17 protein-coding genes and 1 pseudogene are annotated in these 15,689 nt (G+C 68.7%); 11 read left to right on the top strand and 7 right to left on the bottom strand.

Going from position 1 to position 15,689, the window contains the following annotated elements:
* Positions 1 to 61 precede the first annotated feature (61 nt).
* The 4 genes from GPX89_RS09510 (at position 62) to GPX89_RS09495 (ending at position 2,111) form a co-directional block, all read left to right on the top strand.
* On the top strand, positions 62 to 481 hold the full coding sequence (locus GPX89_RS09510) for a DUF1707 SHOCT-like domain-containing protein (RefSeq protein WP_157386814.1): 420 nt from the start codon (positions 62 to 64) through the stop codon (positions 479 to 481).
* Positions 482 to 497: 16 nt separating this feature from the next.
* The gene (locus tag GPX89_RS09505; protein WP_157386813.1) at positions 498 to 680 is read left to right on the top strand and encodes a hypothetical protein; all 183 of its coding nucleotides are present in this window, start codon (positions 498 to 500) and stop codon (positions 678 to 680) included.
* A gap of 69 nt (positions 681 to 749) precedes the next feature.
* Complete coding sequence (locus GPX89_RS09500; protein ID WP_157386812.1) at positions 750 to 1,697, top strand: hypothetical protein; 948 nt, start codon at positions 750 to 752, stop codon at positions 1,695 to 1,697.
* Between the two features lie 66 nt (positions 1,698 to 1,763).
* Positions 1,764 to 2,111: a hypothetical protein gene (locus tag GPX89_RS09495; RefSeq protein ID WP_157386811.1), complete on the top strand. Its 348-nt coding sequence runs from the start codon at positions 1,764 to 1,766 to the stop codon at positions 2,109 to 2,111.
* A 1-nt stretch (position 2,112) separates the two neighbouring features.
* On the opposite strand, the gene GPX89_RS09490 is transcribed toward GPX89_RS09495, so the two are convergent.
* Positions 2,113 to 2,724 carry a DedA family protein gene (locus GPX89_RS09490; RefSeq protein ID WP_157386810.1) on the bottom strand — a complete coding sequence of 204 codons (612 nt, stop codon included), beginning with the start codon at positions 2,722 to 2,724 and terminating at the stop codon, positions 2,113 to 2,115.
* A 121-nt stretch (positions 2,725 to 2,845) separates the two neighbouring features.
* On the opposite strand from GPX89_RS09490, the gene GPX89_RS09485 reads away from it, so the two are divergent.
* Genes GPX89_RS09485 through GPX89_RS09475 form a run of 3 tightly spaced genes read left to right on the top strand, consistent with a single transcriptional unit; the run spans position 2,846 to position 5,354 of the window.
* Complete coding sequence (locus tag GPX89_RS09485; protein WP_157386809.1) at positions 2,846 to 3,418, top strand: TetR/AcrR family transcriptional regulator; 573 nt, start codon at positions 2,846 to 2,848, stop codon at positions 3,416 to 3,418.
* Positions 3,415 to 4,614 carry an NADH:flavin oxidoreductase gene (locus GPX89_RS09480; RefSeq protein WP_157386808.1) on the top strand — a complete coding sequence of 400 codons (1,200 nt, stop codon included), beginning with the start codon at positions 3,415 to 3,417 and terminating at the stop codon, positions 4,612 to 4,614. The genes GPX89_RS09485 and GPX89_RS09480 overlap by 4 nt, the downstream gene beginning before the upstream one ends.
* Complete coding sequence (locus GPX89_RS09475) at positions 4,611 to 5,354, top strand: glucose 1-dehydrogenase (protein WP_157386807.1); 744 nt, start codon at positions 4,611 to 4,613, stop codon at positions 5,352 to 5,354. The genes GPX89_RS09480 and GPX89_RS09475 overlap by 4 nt, the downstream gene beginning before the upstream one ends.
* A 19-nt stretch (positions 5,355 to 5,373) precedes the next feature.
* Here the strand turns inward: GPX89_RS09475 and GPX89_RS09470 are convergent, their stop codons facing one another.
* A complete protein-coding gene (locus GPX89_RS09470; protein ID WP_157386806.1) occupies positions 5,374 to 6,585 on the bottom strand; it encodes a pyridoxal phosphate-dependent aminotransferase in 1,212 nt (403 codons plus the stop codon).
* Positions 6,586 to 6,679: 94 nt separating this feature from the next.
* Here GPX89_RS09470 and GPX89_RS09465 point away from each other — a divergent pair, with 94 nt between their 5' ends.
* Positions 6,680 to 7,279: a winged helix-turn-helix transcriptional regulator gene (locus GPX89_RS09465; RefSeq protein WP_328601629.1), complete on the top strand. Its 600-nt coding sequence runs from the start codon at positions 6,680 to 6,682 to the stop codon at positions 7,277 to 7,279.
* 75 nt (positions 7,280 to 7,354) lie between these two features.
* Complete coding sequence (locus GPX89_RS09460; protein ID WP_328601628.1) at positions 7,355 to 8,041, top strand: SIMPL domain-containing protein; 687 nt, start codon at positions 7,355 to 7,357, stop codon at positions 8,039 to 8,041.
* Between the two features lie 4 nt (positions 8,042 to 8,045).
* On the opposite strand, the gene GPX89_RS09455 is transcribed toward GPX89_RS09460, so the two are convergent.
* The 4 genes and pseudogenes from GPX89_RS09455 to GPX89_RS09440 form a co-directional block, all read right to left on the bottom strand.
* A complete protein-coding gene (locus tag GPX89_RS09455; RefSeq protein WP_157386804.1) occupies positions 8,046 to 8,861 on the bottom strand; it encodes a hypothetical protein in 816 nt (271 codons plus the stop codon).
* 166 nt (positions 8,862 to 9,027) lie between these two features.
* On the bottom strand, positions 9,028 to 10,374 hold the full coding sequence (locus tag GPX89_RS46205; protein ID WP_157387203.1) for a class I SAM-dependent RNA methyltransferase: 1,347 nt from the start codon (positions 10,372 to 10,374) through the stop codon (positions 9,028 to 9,030).
* A 141-nt stretch (positions 10,375 to 10,515) separates the two neighbouring features.
* Positions 10,516 to 10,893 (bottom strand): annotated as a pseudogene (locus GPX89_RS09445) (TRAM domain-containing protein); the annotation flags it as partial.
* Positions 10,890 to 12,875, bottom strand: coding sequence for an APC family permease (locus tag GPX89_RS09440; protein ID WP_328601627.1), 1,986 nt, complete (start codon positions 12,873 to 12,875; stop codon positions 10,890 to 10,892). The pseudogene GPX89_RS09445 and the gene GPX89_RS09440, both read right to left, overlap by 4 nt.
* A 564-nt stretch (positions 12,876 to 13,439) precedes the next feature.
* On the opposite strand from GPX89_RS09440, the gene GPX89_RS09435 reads away from it, so the two are divergent.
* Complete coding sequence (locus GPX89_RS09435; protein ID WP_328601626.1) at positions 13,440 to 14,105, top strand: potassium channel family protein; 666 nt, start codon at positions 13,440 to 13,442, stop codon at positions 14,103 to 14,105.
* 2 nt (positions 14,106 to 14,107) lie between these two features.
* Positions 14,108 to 14,806, top strand: a complete 699-nt coding sequence (locus GPX89_RS09430; RefSeq protein WP_157386802.1) for a potassium channel family protein — start codon at positions 14,108 to 14,110, stop codon at positions 14,804 to 14,806.
* 101 nt (positions 14,807 to 14,907) lie between these two features.
* Here the strand turns inward: GPX89_RS09430 and GPX89_RS09425 are convergent, their stop codons facing one another.
* Positions 14,908 to 15,489: a sigma-70 family RNA polymerase sigma factor gene (locus tag GPX89_RS09425; protein WP_328601665.1), complete on the bottom strand. Its 582-nt coding sequence runs from the start codon at positions 15,487 to 15,489 to the stop codon at positions 14,908 to 14,910.
* Positions 15,490 to 15,689 lie beyond the last annotated feature (200 nt).

The following is a 15,689-nucleotide window of genomic DNA, read 5'->3' as shown; positions in this document are numbered from 1 at the left end:
GGCGCGAACCGGCCTACGCTGGCGGACAACGAGATTCCTTCCCTCCCATGAGGCGGATGTCATGACCGATTTCGATCCCGCGGTCTACGGGCCGCCCGATGTCCGCGTCGGCACCGCGGAACGCGAGCAGGCCGCCGCGGCGCTCGGCGAGCACTTCGCGGCCGGCCGCCTCGACGTCGCCGAATACGACGACCGGGTGGGCCGGGCCTATGCCGCGAAGACCGCGGGCGAGCTGACCGTGCTGTTCAGCGATCTGCCCCGGCCGCAGCCCCCGGTCCCGCCGGTCTCCACCCCGCCTCCGGTCCCGCGTCGCGCCTTGCCCCTCGCCCCGATCGGAGCGGCGGTATTCCTGTTCTTCCTCGTCGCGTTCGCGGTGGAGACGCACTTCTTCCCGTTCTTCCTGTTCCCCGTGCTGTTCTTCATCTTCGTCCGGGGCCGCCGCGGTTTCGGGCCCCGCGGGCCCAGGTACTACCGGATGTGAGGGCTAGGCTGGATTCGTGGGTGTAATCGGCGAACTGTTCCCCGGCAAGAAGCTCGAAGACGACGGCAGCGAGACCGGCGACGGCCAGCAGCATCGGCCCCGGCTGGCCATCGATCTGGACGCCGGCGTGATCAAGCTCTCCCCCGCCGGCGGCTCGCCCGCCACCGAACCGGATCCGGAATCACGCGCCGAGAGTTAGCGCGCACCCGCTAGGGTTGGCCGCGGCAGGCCGAAGTTTTCGGCGCGGCGGGATCAGGGGTGAAATCGCGTGACCGACAACGACGATCACCGGTCGAATCCGTTCGGGCCCGCGACTCCCCTTACGCCGGGCGGGCTTCCGCCACAGGGTCCGTATCAGGCGCCGGTGTTCCCGGAGACCGTGCCGCCGCCGATCGAGTACCCGGCCTGGCAACCGCAGCAGCCGGTGCAGCAGTACTATTCCGAACCGGCTTTCACTGGACAGCAACCGGTTCCGGCGAACGGTCCATCGGTCGCGCCGAGCCCGACCAAACGAATCTGGCTGGCCGTCGCGGCGGTGACGGCGGCGATCGTGCTGGTCGGCGGCGGCACCGCGGTGTACGCGCTGACCCGGCATTCCGGCACCTCCACCAGTGCCGCGAGCGTGGGCGCGGCCCCGACGAGCAAGGCGGGCACCACCTCCGCGGTCCCGTCCGCCTCCGGGGCGCCGAAACCCGGCTCCCGCACCGTGGTCGTGCCGACCCTGGGTGTCAGTTACGACGTCCCCAGCGGCTGGACCATCGCCTCCCCCGCCGAGACCTCGGGCCAGTCCGGCCCCGACGGCGAACTCACCGGCTACGGCAAATCCAGCGAAGGCTCCAACTACTGCCCCGGCTCGGCCTACCGCTCCCTGGCCTTCGTCGCCCAACTCCCGACCACCGACCTCGCCACCGCCGCAACCAAAGTCGCCTGGATCGCCATCGAGGGCGGCTACGACGACCCGACCGGCGGCCGACCCGGTACCCCCACGCCGGTCACCACCGCCAGCGGCATCTCCGGCAAACGCGCCGAGGCCTCGGGCCCGTGGAAACCCACTCTCCCCGGCTGCACCACCACCGGCTACTCCGTCTACACCTTCGCCTTCCCCGGCCCCCGCAACTCCACCCTCGTCATGGCCGTCCTCGCCGACCGCGGCACCGTCGGCGAACTCCCCGCCGAACAGGCCGAACAAATGATCGCGAGCATCCGGATCTCCTGAGGCATCGCTCGCCCACAGCGTCGGCGGCCCGGATCCGGCCGCACGGCAGGGCAATAGAATGATCGAATGCCGCTCGTCGAGGTGACCTACAAGCCGGAGCTACCGGAGACCGTGTTGCGGGAGTTGGGGGAATGGCTGCCGCATCTGGTGTCGATGGCGGTGGAGTGTCCGGAGGAGCCGTATGACGGGGATCTGCGGCCGGGGGATGTGGAGATTCGGTTTCGGGAGTTGGGGAAGTTCGATCGCTGCGGGATGGATGTGGTGATCGAGGTGCGGTCGAAGTACTTCGCGAGCCGGGCCGAGAATCGGCAGGAGCGGTGCGAGCGGTTGCTGGCCGACGTGGAGAAGTTCGTGGACGCGAATATCGGTGTGTATCTGACGCTTCCGGTCGCGGGGTGGGCGCAGAGCGAATAGCTCAGGGCCGGCCCGCATTGCGGTGGCGGTGCCATTTCCAGTAGACGAGTCCGATCACCGCCAGGATCGGGACGATGATCATCAGGTCCGTGTCGATGTGTTTCAGGATCACCGTGAACGATTGGCCGACCAGGTATCCGGCCATCACCAGCACCGAGCCCCAGATGATCGCGCCCGCCGCGCTCGCCAGTACGAAACGCCGGAAAGGCATGGGCGACATGCCCACCAGTTCCGGGAGCATGGTGCGGAAGAAGGTGCTGAAGCGGCCCACCAGGATGGCCCAGCCGCCGTGGCGCTGCAGGAAATCCCCGGCGCGGCCGAGATTGTCGCGGTAGCGGTCGAAGATCGCCCACTCCATCATGCGGGTGCCGTACACGCGGCCGAGCCAGTAGCCGATGCTGGCGCCGATGAGCGCGGACACGATGACCAGGATCAGCGTGGTGGCGATGCCCAAATGGCCGCGGCTGGCGGCCACGCCCGCGAGAATGGCCGCGGTGTCGCCGGGGACCAGCAGCCCGAAGACCATGGCCTCCTCGGCGCTCACGAGCAGCGCGACCACGACATAGGTCCAGATCGCGGGGAAGCCCAGTATTCGCTGCAGCAGCGAGTCCATACCGCTGACGCTATCCGGCCCGCGGCTCTCGCCGGGGCCGACACACCCGGCGAACCATAGCCCGACGACTGTTTTCAATCAATGATTGAAATACTGTTTGAAGCGTGTTTCACTGCTTGCCATGGTCGAAAAGGTGTCCACCCGAACCCGGGACCGACTGCTCATGGCCGCCGAGCAGCTGCTGCTGACCGAGCCCTACGACGAGGTGTCCGTGCGCGCGGTGTGCTCGGCGGCGGGGGCGAACGCCGCCGCGGTGCACTATCACTTCGGCTCCAAGGAGGCCCTCGTCGGCGCGCTCATCGAGGCCCGGCTCGGGCCGCTGTGGGCCGACGGGATGTCCCGTGCCCGAGGCGGACGGGATTCGGTGCCCGCCGTCGTCGACACCATCCTCGCGCCCTTCGTGGAGCTGGCCGCGGATCCGTTGGGCCGCTTGCACCTTCGCCTGCTGGCACGCTTCGTACTGGGCCGCCACCTCACCTCGTGGCAGGGCCCCTGGTTCCGGATGGACAACTGGGCGCCACTGCTGCCCGAACTCACCCCCGCCACGGCCAAGCGGCGCTGGATGCTGGCCTTCGACCTGATCATCATGCGGTTCGGCAGTCCCGAGCTCGACGAGCACGGCATGTCCGAACCGGCGCTGACGGCCCTGCGCGATTTCGTGGTGGCCGGACTCACCGCACCGGGAGAACAATGAACGAGATCTTCGCGCCCGCCAAGCTCGGCCCGATCACCTTGCGCAACAGGGTGATCAAGGCCGCCACCTTCGAGGGGCGCACCCCCGACGCACTGGTCACGCCCGCACTGATCGACTTCCATCGTGAGGTCGCCGCGGGCGGGGTGGGCATGACCACGGTCGCCTACTGCGCGATCGCGCCGGGCGGGCGCACCGATCGGCACCAGATCTGGATGCGGCCCGAAGCCGTTGCGGGACTGAAGGAATTGACCGACGCCGTACACGCCGAAGGCGCGGCGGCGAGCGCGCAGATCGGGCACGCCGGACCGGTGGCCAATGCCGCCTCCAACCGCGCGCCCGCGCTCGCGCCGAGCAAGCTGTTCAGCCCGTTGAGCATGCAGGCCATGCAGGTCCCCGGCGACGCCCAGATCCGCGAGCTCATCGCGGCCCATGTGAACGCGGTCCGGATCGCCGAGCAGGCGGGATTCGACGCGGTCGAACTGCATTTCGGCCACAACTATCTGGTCAGCTCGTTCCTGAGCCCGCTGCTCAACCGCCGCCGCGACCGATGGGGTGGGTCGCTGTCCAATCGGGCGCGGCTGGCGCGTGAAATCGCCTGCGCGGTACGGGAAGCCGTCGGCGATCGACTGGCGGTGACCGCCAAGCTGAACATGGAGGACGGGCGGCGCGGCGGACTCACCGTGCCCGAGAGCGTGCAGGTGGCCGCCTGGCTCGAGGCCGACGGCGCGCTGGACGCCCTCGAATTGACCGCGGGCAGTTCACTGCTCAATCCGATGCTGCTGTTCCACGGTGACGCACCGCGCAGCGAGTTCGCGAAAGTCCTTCCCGGCCCGGCACGCTGGGGCTTCCGGCTGGTCGGGCGGGCGTTCCTGAAGGAGTACCCGTATCAGGAGGCGTATCTGCTCGAACAGGCTCGGCAGTTCCGGCGGGAGCTGTCGATGCCGCTGATCCTGCTCGGCGGGATCACCAATCTCGACACCATGAATCTGGCGATGGGTGAGGGGTTCGACTTCGTCGCCATGGGGCGGGCGCTGTTGCGCGAACCGAATCTGTTGCGGCGCATTCAATCCGATGCGAGCACTCGCTCGGCGTGTGTGCACTGCAACAAGTGCATGCCCACCATCTACACCACCACCCGCTGCGTGTATCGGCCGGAGCGGGCCATTATCGATCTGGACGGGAAGCAACGAGGATGAGCGGGAGACTCGACGGGCGCGTAGCGCTGATCACTGGCGGGGCGTCGGGGATGGGGGCTTCGCATGCCAGAGCCTTTGTCGCCGAAGGGGCTTCGGTGCTCATCGGGGATATCGCCGACGAGGCCGGTGCGAAGCTGGCCGCCGAGCTCGGTGAGGCTGCGGCATTCATCCATCTGGACGTCACCAGCCTCGCGGACTGGGAAGCCGCCGTGGACGCTGCGGTCGAGCGGTTCGGCAAGCTGGACGTGCTGGTCAACAATGCGGGCATTCTCGACTTCGGGGCGATCGGCACGTACACCGAGGAGCAGTGGCAGCGCGCGCTTTCCATCAATCTCACCGGGCCGTTCCTGGGGCTGACCGCCGCGCGGGACGCTCTGGTGGCGGCGCGGCCGTCGTCGGTGGTGAACATCTCCTCGGCCGCCGGGATTCAGGGCGTGCCCGGGGCGCACGCCTACACCGCCTCGAAGTTCGGGGTGCGCGGGCTGACCAAGTCGGCGGCGATCGAGCTTGCGCCGCACGGGGTGCGCGTGAATTCCGTTCACCCGGGCGGGATTTCGACTCCGATGCTCGGTGTGCCGGAGGGTACGACCACCGACCGTTCAGCGAACCCGCTGGCCCGCCTGGGCGCGCCGGAGGAGGTCACCGACGTGGTCGTGTTCCTGGCCAGCCACGAATCCAGCTACTGCAACGCCGCGGAGTTCGTGGTCGACGGCGGCATGACCGCGGGCCGTCCGGTCTGAAAGGCGAAGACGCCTGGAATTACTGCTTGTAGGTGGCCAGGAAGCGGCCGATGCGTTCGATGATGGCTTCCAGCTCGTCGGCGTGGGGCAGGGTGACGATGCGGAAGTGGTCGGGGCGGGGCCAGTTGAAGCCGGTGCCCTGGACGATGTGGATCTTTTCGCGGAGGAGCAGGTCCAGGACGAACTGTTCGTCGTCGTGGATCTTGTACATGTTCAGGTCGATGCGCGGGAAGACGTAGAGGGAGCCCTTGGGCTTCACGCAGGAGACGCCGGGGATGGCGTTCAGGGTTTCCCAGGCGCGGTCGCGCTGTTCTCGGAGGCGGCCGCCGGGGAGGGTGAGGTCGTAGATGCTCTGGTAGCCGCCGAGCGCGGCCTGGATCGCTTGCTGCGCGGGGACATTCGCGCACAGGCGCAGGCCCGCGAGCATGGTCAGGCCCTCGAGGTAGTTCTCGGCGTGCTCGATCGGGCCGGAGACGACCAGCCAGCCGCCGCGGAAGCCGGCGGCGCGGTAGGACTTGGACAGGCCGGAGAAGGTGAGGCACAACAGGTCCGGGGCCAGGGACGCGGTGGCGGTGTGGGTGAGGCCGTCGTAGAGGATCTTGTCGTAGATCTCGTCGGAGAACACCACCAGGTTGTGGCGGCGGGCGATCTCCAGCATCTGGCGGACCACCTCGGGCGAATACACCGCGCCCGTGGGGTTGTTGGGGTTGATGATGACCAGGGCGCGGGTGCGATCGGTGATCTTGGATTCGATGTCGGCCAGGTCCGGCATCCAGTCCGAGCCCTCATCGCAGATGTAGTGCACGGGACGGCCGCCGTTGAGCGCGGTGGCTGCGGTCCAGAGCGGGAAATCCGGTGCGGGAACGAGGACTTCGTCGCCGTTCTCCAGCAGCGCGGTCATGGCCATCATGATGAGCTCGGAGACGCCGTTGCCGAGGAAGACCTGCTCGACGTCGATCTCGTTGAGGCCCAAGGTCTGGTAGTACTGCACGACCGCGCGCCGCGCGGACAGCAAGCCCTTGGAGGTGGAGTAGCCGCTCGACGCGGGCAGATTGCGGACCATGTCCTGCAGCAGCTCGGCGGGCGCCTCGAAGCCGAAGGGCAACGGGTTGCCGGTGTTGAGCTTCACGACGTGATGCCCTTCGGCCTCCAGCCGGGCGGCGTGCTCGGCGACCGGCCCGCGAATCTCGTAGGACACGCCCGCCAGCTTGCTCGACTGCTTCACCTGCATGAACGACCCCTTCTCGGTGTGGTTGCCGCACACTCTACTTGGAAATTCCAAGTTTGCACTTTGTTTTTCCAAGTTCTTGGTTACAGTGGGGATCGTGCCACGCCGAAGCTACGACCACTACTGCACCGTGAGCCGCGCCCTCGACATCGTCGGCGACCGGTGGAACCTGCTGGTGGTCCGCGAACTGTGTTCGGGCCCCCGCCGCTACAGCGACCTGTTCGCCGACCTCCCCGGCATCAGCACCGACGTCCTCGCCGCCCGCCTCAAAGACCTCGAGCGTGACGGAATCCTCACCAAACGCCGCACGGGCCCCCGAGCCGGCACCGCCCTCTACGAACTCACCCCCTCCGGCGCCGCCCTACGCCCCATCCTGGACTCCCTCTCGACCTGGGGCGCAAGCCAACTGGGCGACCAACGCGCCACCGACGCCGTCCGCGCCCACTGGTTCGCCCTCCCCCTCGGCCACGCCATAGCCGACCTCGTCCCCACCGGCACCGCCACGGTCCGCATCGGCGACACCACCTTCCACTACGTCCTCACCGAATCCGGTCTCACCCACCACGACGGCCCCGCCCCCGAACCGGACCTCGACATCCGTCTCGACCTGGCCACGGCGAGCGAGATCGCCACGGGCGCAACCTCGCTCGCCACGGTGGTCTCGTCGGCGAACGGGACCGGGCAATCGGTCGCCTGAGCGCGGCACCGGCGGGCGGGCGGTGGGCGTCGGTAGCATCGAGCGGGTTGTGGCCATCCGATCCAGGAGGAACTCGTGAGCAGTGACAACGCCATCGACACCATCACGATGATCGGATCCGGCAGTGCGAGCGCTATTCCGGACATCATGCGGGTGTCGATCTCGGTGGAGACCCGTGCCGAGACCGTGGCCGCCGCGTACGCGCGGGCCGGGGAACAGGCGGATGCCGTGATCGGGGCGTTGCGGGTGGACGGGGTGGGGGCGCGCGACATCAATACCAGTGGGCTGACGGTGCGGGCGGAAACCGTGTGGACCGACGGGAATCGGGAACAGCTGGTCGGGTATGTCGCGGGGACCTCGCTGACGGTCGCGTTGCGCGATATCGCCGGGCCCGACGGGGAGGCCAAGTCCGAGGACGGCGGGCCCGCCGTCATCATCGCGCACGCGGTGGTCGCCGGTGGTGACGATGTGCGGCTGGGCGGGCTCACGCTGACCGTGGCCGACGAGGAGGCGCTGATGGTTCGCGCCCGCGACGCGGCCTGGGATCACGCGCTGGGCAAGGCCGAACAGTACGTGTTCCGGGCGGGCCGCACGCTGGGGCCGGTGGTCGAGATCACCGAGAACATCTCCGGGCCGGTGCCGCAGCCGCGACTGGCGTTCGCCGCCGAGAAGATGTCCTCCGCGCCGGGCCGGGCGGTGCCGGTGCAGCTCGGGGAGAGCGAAGTGTCGACCAGCATCCGGGTCACCTGGCAGCTGAACTGAATCCCTACAGCTCGACCTTCGACAGCAGCCAGGCGGCGCGCACCTCGGTCAGCTGAATGCGAAACCGGGTGGCGTCGGCGCGGGTTCGATGCGGGAACGGGTCCTCGACGACCATGCCCCGCAGGTCGTGCAGCAGCCGGGTGCCCTCGGCGATGGTGAGGCGGCCGATGTCCACCAGGTGGCGGACATTGCGGGCGCCGTCGAGGTCACCGGTGCCCGCCGCGTACGCGGTGATCTGCTGCAGTGCCGAACGCAGCCGCTTCTCACACGCCGGAAACCGGCCGCGCTCATGATGTTCGATCGCCTGCCGCAGGTGATCCAGCGCCGTCTGCTGACCGCGCACCTCCAGCTCGGTCGACAACAGTTCCACTCGCTCGACGAGCCGGATCGGCAGCCACGGGGTCGGTTTCAACCGGCAGCGCACCCCGCCCTCGGTTCCCCCGCCGCCCACCACCCGGTCCACCTTCATCCGGTATCCGTCCGCCAGCAGCGCCTTGCGCAGCCCCGGCATCCACGCCGGAAGATGCTTGCGCGCCAGCGACTCCCCCTGCAGGAACCGCGCCACCGTCACCTCGACCAGATCCAGCAGCGCCCGATCCGCCTGCGCGCTCCCGCCGACGGCCGCCACCCGGGCCCCGTACACCGGCGTCACCAACCGCCCCCAATAACTGTCCGCATTCACCCACAATGCGCCCTCGAGGTACTCCGCCCGCTTGAGATCCACCTGCAACAGCAATGATTCCAGCGAGTGGAACCTCGACTGATCCCCATAGATCAGCTCGACCACCGACGCCACAGTCGGATCCGACAACGTAGTCACGAGCTACATCTTGACCCACCCCCAATCCCCCCATCCCCCAACCCTTCCCCTGTCCCCAATACGCCACCGCCCACCCGCCCCGGACCGTGACAAGATCAGGGAGCTCTCAGCGCGGGAATTCGGACGAAATCCCACGGTGAGAGCTCCCTGATCTCGCGGGCCTCGGTCAGCGCTCGAATACGGCGATGCATTCCACGTGGTGGGTTCCCGGGAAGGCGTCGAAGACTCGTAGACCGATGGGTTGGTATCCAGTGGTGCGGTAGAGGCCGACATCCCTCGCGAAAGCGGCAGGGTCGCAACCAATGTGGATGATGCGGCGCGGGGAGCGCTCGCTCAACGCGTTGATCACATCCTTGCCCGCACCCGCGCGCGGCGGATCCAATACGACGACATCCGGTGCGGTACCAGGCTGTTCGTGAATCCAGCGCTCGACCCGCTCTGCGGTCAGATCGACCCACGGCATATCCCGCAGCGCCGCACGCCCTTCGGTCACCGCACTGCGCGCGAACTCGACCCCGTGCACCAGCCCCCGGTCCCCGACCTGCTCAGCGAGCCGGGCCGCGAACACGCCCACCCCGCAGTACAGATCCCACACCAGCGACCCGGGCGCGGCCTCCGCCCACTCCGCGACCACATCCGAATAGCACTGCGCCGCACCGTAATGCGGCTGCCAGAACCCGGTAGCCGACAACTCCCACCGCCGCTCGGCCACGTATTGCACAGCCCGCCCGGTCCCATCGACAACCCGCTCATCCCGCGCCCCGTGAGCCGCCGCCCGCCGAGTCGCCGTGCTCCGCCGATCCCCACCCCGCCGAGCCCCGCCCGCACCGCGCTCCTGCCGCCCACGCCGATCCCCCTGCTCGACCTCGGCCGGAGCCACCTCGACGATATGCCGCATGCCGTCCCCATCCACGGCCACAACAAGATCCGCGCCCGGAGTCCACTTCCGATCCGCGATCCCATCCATCGCGCCGGCCATCGGCTGCGGACACCGCAGATCCGCGATCACCTCGCTACTCCGATACCCGTGCACCCCGGCCCGCCCATCCGAGTCCACCGCCAACCGCACCCGACTCCGCCACCCAGCGGTGTAACCCGCCGCCGACAACAACCCGCCCGACGCGACAATGAGTTCCGCTCCACCAGCCCGCGCGGTCGGCGTCGACACGACCGCCCCACCAACTGGAATCGCGGCCTGTGCGCCGCCGCGCTCAGCTACGTCGGCCGTCGAGTCCACAAGTGCCGCACCCACTTCACCCAGCTCACCGACAATCGCCGAGGCCGGGCGCGATGCAGCAGCCTCGCCTTTGCTGTCGAAGACGCCCGCAGACACGCCGGTTCGGGGCGCGTCGGACTTGCCCGTGTCGGGGCGAGCGATCAAAGAGCTCGCCAGATGTGTGGCTACGCCGCCGATTCGGCCCGGCGCGACGCCCGGGGGCGCCGCATCCGGGGACGCGTCGCGCGTCTCGTCCCGGACGTGGGCCTCAGGGGCCGGCTTCGCATGCTGCGGCATGACAGGACCGGTGGAAGAGCCGAGCAAGGTTGAGGTGAGGCCGGTCGCCACGCCGCCGAGCCGCGCCGGGCGGTCCGGGCGGGTGGGACCGGGCTGGGAGTCCTGTTGGGCCACCACGCTGCTCGGGAGAGTGAGGGGCAGCGGGATGGGTTCGACGGTGAAGTCGGGTTCCCAGTTGGCCAAGCGGCGCAGCTGGTCGGCGACGACCTGGTGTTTGAGGTCGCGTTGGGCTTCAGGGGTGGCGAAGGTGAAGTCGCAGCAGCCGGCGCCGCCGGGGCCGGAGACGGGGCAGGTGGCGGGGATGCGGTCGGGGGACGGGTCGAGGATGTCGATGGCGTCGGCGCGGCAGAAGGAGCCGCCGCGGTCCTCGGTGACGAGGGCGCGGACGAGTTCGCCGGAAAGGCCGTGGCGGACGAACAGGACGCGGCCCTCGTGGCGGGCGACGCAGAAGCCGCCGTGGCCGGGCGGGCCGAGGCGGACCTCGAAGATCTTGCCGTACCAATCGGTTTCGGCGCTCACGATTCGTCTCCGAAGCCGCGGCGGACATTGCCGGGGGCGTTGACGACGCGGCTGGGAGCGCGGCCGGTCGAGGAGGACAGCTGCCACGGCACGCTGGTCACCATGACGCCGGGCTCGAACAGCAGGCGGCCCTTCAGGCGCAGGGCGCTCTGGTTGTGCAGCAACTGCTCCCACCAATGGCCGACGACGTACTCGGGGATGAAAACGGTGACCACGTCACGCGGGGAGTCCTTGCGCACCCGCTTCACGTAATCCACCACCGGCTTGGTGATCTCGCGATACGGCGATTCGATCACCTTGAGCGGCACCGCGATATCGCTGGCCTCCCACTGCCGCACCAGCGCGCGAGTATCGGGCTCGTCGACGTTCACGGTGATCGCCTCCAAGGTGTCGGGCCGGGTGGCGCGCGCGTAGGCCAGCGCCCGCTTGGTCGGCATGTGCAGCTTGGACACCAGCACGATCGAGTGCGTCCGGCTGGGCAGCACACCGTCCCAATCGGTCTCGTCCAGTTCGCGCGACACCGTGTCGTAGTGGCGCCGAATGAGTTTCATCAACCCGAAGATGGCCGCCATGGTGACGATGGCGATCCACGCGCCCGCCACGAACTTGGTGACCAGCACGATGCACAGCACGGTCGCGGTCATGGTCAGGCCGATCGCGTTGATCACCCGCGACCGCTTCATGCGCGCCCGCTGCGCCGGATCGTTCTCGGTGCGCAACAGCCGCGTCCAATGCCGCAGCATGCCGGTCTGACTCAGCACGAACGACACGAACACGCCCACGATGTAGAGCTGGATCAGCCGCGTCACCTCACCGCCGAACAGCACCACGAACGCGATCGCGGCACTCGCCAGGAACAGGATGCCGTTGCTGAACGCCAGCCGATCCCCGCGAGTGTGCAACTGCCGCGGCAGGAAACGGTCCTGCGCCAGAATCGAACCCAGCACCGGGAAACCGTTGAACGCGGTATTGGCCGCCAGCACCAGGATCAGCGCGGTGACGATGGTGATGAAGTAGAAGCCCGCCGGGAACCCGGAGAACACCGCGCCCGCCAGCTGCGCGACGAGCGTCTTCTGCTCGTACCCGGCCGGCGCCCCGATCAGATCGGAGACGTCGTGCGCGTACACGATGCCGACCTTCTGGGTGAGCACGATCATGCCCATGAACAAGGTGATCGCGATGCCGCCCAGCAGCAGCAAGGTGGTCGCGGCATTGCGGGACTTGGGTTTGCGGAACGCGGGCACACCGTTGCTGATGGCCTCCACCCCGGTCAGCGCGGCACAGCCGGAGGAGAACGCGCGCGCGATCAGGAACACGAACGCCAGCCCCGCCAGATGCGAATCCTCGGCCTTCAGCCCGAACCCGTAGGACTCGGCGTGCACGGTCTGCCCCAGCCCGATGCGAATGAAGCCCCACAGCAGCATGAGCGCCATGCCGATCATGAAGGCGTAGGTGGGAATCGCGAAGGCGGTACCGGATTCGCGGATGCCGCGCAGGTTGATCGCGGTGAGGATCACAATCGCGGTGACCGCGAACAGAACCTTGTGCGTTGCGACGAACGGCACTGCCGATCCGATATTCGACGCCGCCGACGAAATCGACACCGCCACGGTGAGCACGTAGTCCACCAACAGCGCACTGCCGACGGTCAATCCCGCGGTGGGCCCCAGATTCTTGGTCGCGACCTCGTAGTCGCCGCCACCCGAGGGGTAGGCGTGCACGTTCTGCCGGTAGCTGGCCACCACCACCGCCATCACCAGCGCGACCGCGAGCCCGATCCAGGGCGCGTAGGCGTACGCCGACAGGCCCGCCACCGACAGCACCAGGAAGATCTCCTCCGGCGCGTAAGCCACCGAGGACAGGGCATCCGAGGCGAAAACCGGGAGCGCGATCCGCTTGGGCAGCAGCGTATGCCCGAGAGAATCGCTGCGGAATGGGCGGCCGACCAGCATGCGCTTGGCGGCCGTCGTCAACTTCGACACTCCAGGCAGCATAAGGCAGCGCGAGCCCACCCGACGCCACGCACTACGAGGCCGCCGCCCATTACCGTGCAGAGCCCCCCTGCCACTGCGCTACAGAGAGAGCCAGTCACGACCACGAGAGAGCGGGCAGAGTCACCGTGCGTCAGGTGAGCGGAGTCGTCACCGCGCCAGGGGGCTGAGTCGTCGCCCCGCGCCAGGGAGCGGAATCGTCGCCCCGCGCCAGGGAGCGGAATCGTCGCCGCGCCAGGGAGCGGAATCGTCGCCGCGCCAGGGAGCGGAATCGTCGCCGCGCCAGGGAGCGGAATCGTCGCCGCGCCAGGGAGCGGAGTCGTCGCCCCGCGGCAGGGGGGAAGTTGCGGCGAGAGGTTGGCGCAGCCGCACCGCGGCTCTCGACCCCGTGCGGTCGTAGGGTGGCGGTCGAGGGCTGTGAGGTTTTTCCGGTTCCGGTTTGAACACCTTCCGGAGGGGGAAAGTGCCCGCAGTGAAACTCGAGCGGTACGGTTGCCCACCGAACGCAAGGCAAACAGACCGCACACCACGGTTTTCGGGAATGGGGTTCGTAGGGTGTATGTGGTGATCATGGGCTGTGGGCGGGTCGGCTCCTCGCTCGCCCGGGCCCTCGTCCGCGTCGGCCACGAGGTCGCGGTGATCGATCAGAACTCGAGCGCCTTCCTGCGGCTGGGCCGCGACTTCCCGGGCCTGTGCATCACCGGCGTCGGCTTCGACCGAGATGTGTTGACCCGCGCCGGAATCGAACGCGCCGGGGCCTTCGCCGCGGTGTCCTCGGGCGACAACTCCAACATCATCTCCGCGCGCGTGGCCCGCGAGACCTTCGGCGTGGAGCGCGTGGTCGCCCGCATCTACGACGCCAAACGCGCCGCCGTCTACGAGCGCCTGGGCATCCCCACCATCGCCACCGTGCCGTGGACCACCGACCGGTTCCTGCGCACCCTGGTGTCGGACCAGACCACCACCACCTGGCGCGACCCCACCGGCACCGTCGCGGTCACCGAACTCGTACTGCACGAGGAGTGGTACGGGCACTCGGTGCACGCGCTCGAGGACGCCATCGGCGCGCGCGTCGCCTTCATCATCCGGTTCGGACAGGGCGTGCTGCCCAACGGCAAATCCATGCTCCAAGCCGACGACCAGGTCTATGTCGCCGCCACCTCGGGCACGGTCGGCGAAGCCGTGGCACTGGCCGCCAATCCCCCTGCGAGCGAGGTCTAGTCATGAAGGTAGCCATCGCGGGTGCGGGAGCCGTCGGCCGCTCCATCGCCCAGGAACTATTGCGCGGCGGCCATCAGGTCATGCTGCTGGAACGCCGGCTCGACCACATCGACCCCACCATCGCGCCCACTGCGGTCTGGACCCACGCCGACGCCTGCGAGCTGGAGACGCTCGAAGAGGCCGGGCTGGAAACCTACGACGTGGTCATCGCCGCCACCGGCGACGACAAGGTGAACCTGGTCTTCAGCCTGCTCGCCAAGACCGAATTCGGGGTCGGACGGGTCGTGGCCCGCGTCAACGATCCCCGCAACGAATGGCTCTTCGACTCGTCCTGGGGCGTTGACGTCGCCGTCTCGACGCCCCGACTGTTGGCCTCGCTGGTCGAGGAGGCCGTCTCGGTCGGCGACCTGGTGCGCCTGATGACCCTGCGCCAGGGTCAGGCCAACCTCGTCGAGATCACCCTGCCCACCGATACCCCGTTGGCGGGCAAGGCCGTTCGCACCCTCACCCTGCCGCGCGACGCCGCCCTGGTGACCATCCTGCGCGGCGGCCGCGTCATCGTCCCGCAGGCCGACGACCCGCTCGAAGGCGAGGACGAGCTGCTGTTCGTCGCCTCCGTCGAGGCCGAGGACGACCTGCGCAAGGCGCTGGGCGTCAACGGATTCGGCACCCCGGCCGATACCCGGGCAGAAACCGTCTGAGCCTCGCGAAGAGATCCGGAGACGACTGTGGGCCGGACGCACTCCCCAGTGCCCGGCCCACATTTTCGTCCTGATTCATTCCCGAGCTGTTCCCCCAATAGTCAGGACGCCGCCCGCAATTCGGCCCGCAGCCGGTTCAACGCGCGGTGCTGCATGACCCGCACCACGCCCGGGCTGGTGCCGATGGCCTCGGCGGTCTGCGCCGCCGTCCACCCCAGCACGATCCGCATGACCAGCACCTCGCGGTGCGTCGAGGACAGCACCTGCATGAGTTCGCGTGCCGCCATGCGGGTTTCCATCGCCAGCGCCCGCTCCTCGGGTCCCGCCTCGTTCATCGGCGCGTCCGGGAACTCCGCCACCGGGTAGGCCGGGTGCAGCTGCGCCCGCCGGAAGGCATCGGCGACCTTGTTGGCCGAGATGCCGTAGACGAAGGCCAGGAACGACTTGCCCTGATCCCGGTAGCGCGGAATCGCCTGGACGGTCGCCAGGCAGATCTCCTGTGCCACATCGTCCGCGGTCACGTGCAGATGACCCGCGCCGCTCATGCGTGCCGCGCAGTAGCGCCGCACCAGCGGATAGACGATCTTGAGAATCTCGGAGACCGCCTGCTTGTCACCGCCCGCCGCCGGGCCGATCAACTTCTCCAATTCCGCGGCGGCGCGCCGGGACTCCGACGTCGCCACGCTGCTCGTGCTCTTGCTCCCCCGCCCCGCCGGGTGCCGGCGCGAGGCGACTGTCTGCACCGCTGTGGTCCCGAGCCCCTCGCCCCGGTCCTGCGCTGCCACTGCCTTGCCGTCGGTAACCAACTCCACGATCCCTTCTCGTTGCCTGCTAGAGCTTCTGAGAAAGATCGTGCTCGCCGGGGGGCCGCCGAAATAGGTAC

The sequence above is a fragment of the Nocardia terrae genome, from assembly GCF_009760405.1.
In the GTDB taxonomy this organism is placed as follows: Bacteria; Actinomycetota; Actinomycetes; order Mycobacteriales; family Mycobacteriaceae; genus Nocardia; species Nocardia terrae.
Note: the sequence above shows the minus strand (reverse complement) of the source record. Positions and strands in the feature narration are given on the sequence as shown.

What these genes read in the sequence shown, in the direction of transcription:
- GPX89_RS09470 (WP_157386806.1), bottom strand. Translation starts at nt 6,585, where the DNA reads ATGCAGGTGAAGCAGTCGAGCAAGCTGGCGGGCGTGTCCTACGAGATT.
- GPX89_RS09495 (WP_157386811.1), top strand. Translation starts at nt 1,764, where the DNA reads ATGCCGCTCGTCGAGGTGACCTACAAGCCGGAGCTACCGGAGACCGTG.
- GPX89_RS46205 (WP_157387203.1), bottom strand. Translation starts at nt 10,374, where the DNA reads ATGCCGCAGCATGCGAAGCCGGCCCCTGAGGCCCACGTCCGGGACGAG.
- GPX89_RS09430 (WP_157386802.1), top strand. Translation starts at nt 14,108, where the DNA reads ATGAAGGTAGCCATCGCGGGTGCGGGAGCCGTCGGCCGCTCCATCGCC.
- GPX89_RS09475 (WP_157386807.1), top strand. Translation starts at nt 4,611, where the DNA reads ATGAGCGGGAGACTCGACGGGCGCGTAGCGCTGATCACTGGCGGGGCG.
- GPX89_RS09510 (WP_157386814.1), top strand. Translation starts at nt 62, where the DNA reads ATGACCGATTTCGATCCCGCGGTCTACGGGCCGCCCGATGTCCGCGTC.
- GPX89_RS09480 (WP_157386808.1), top strand. Translation starts at nt 3,415, where the DNA reads ATGAACGAGATCTTCGCGCCCGCCAAGCTCGGCCCGATCACCTTGCGC.
- GPX89_RS09490 (WP_157386810.1), bottom strand. Translation starts at nt 2,724, where the DNA reads ATGGACTCGCTGCTGCAGCGAATACTGGGCTTCCCCGCGATCTGGACC.
- GPX89_RS09485 (WP_157386809.1), top strand. Translation starts at nt 2,846, where the DNA reads ATGGTCGAAAAGGTGTCCACCCGAACCCGGGACCGACTGCTCATGGCC.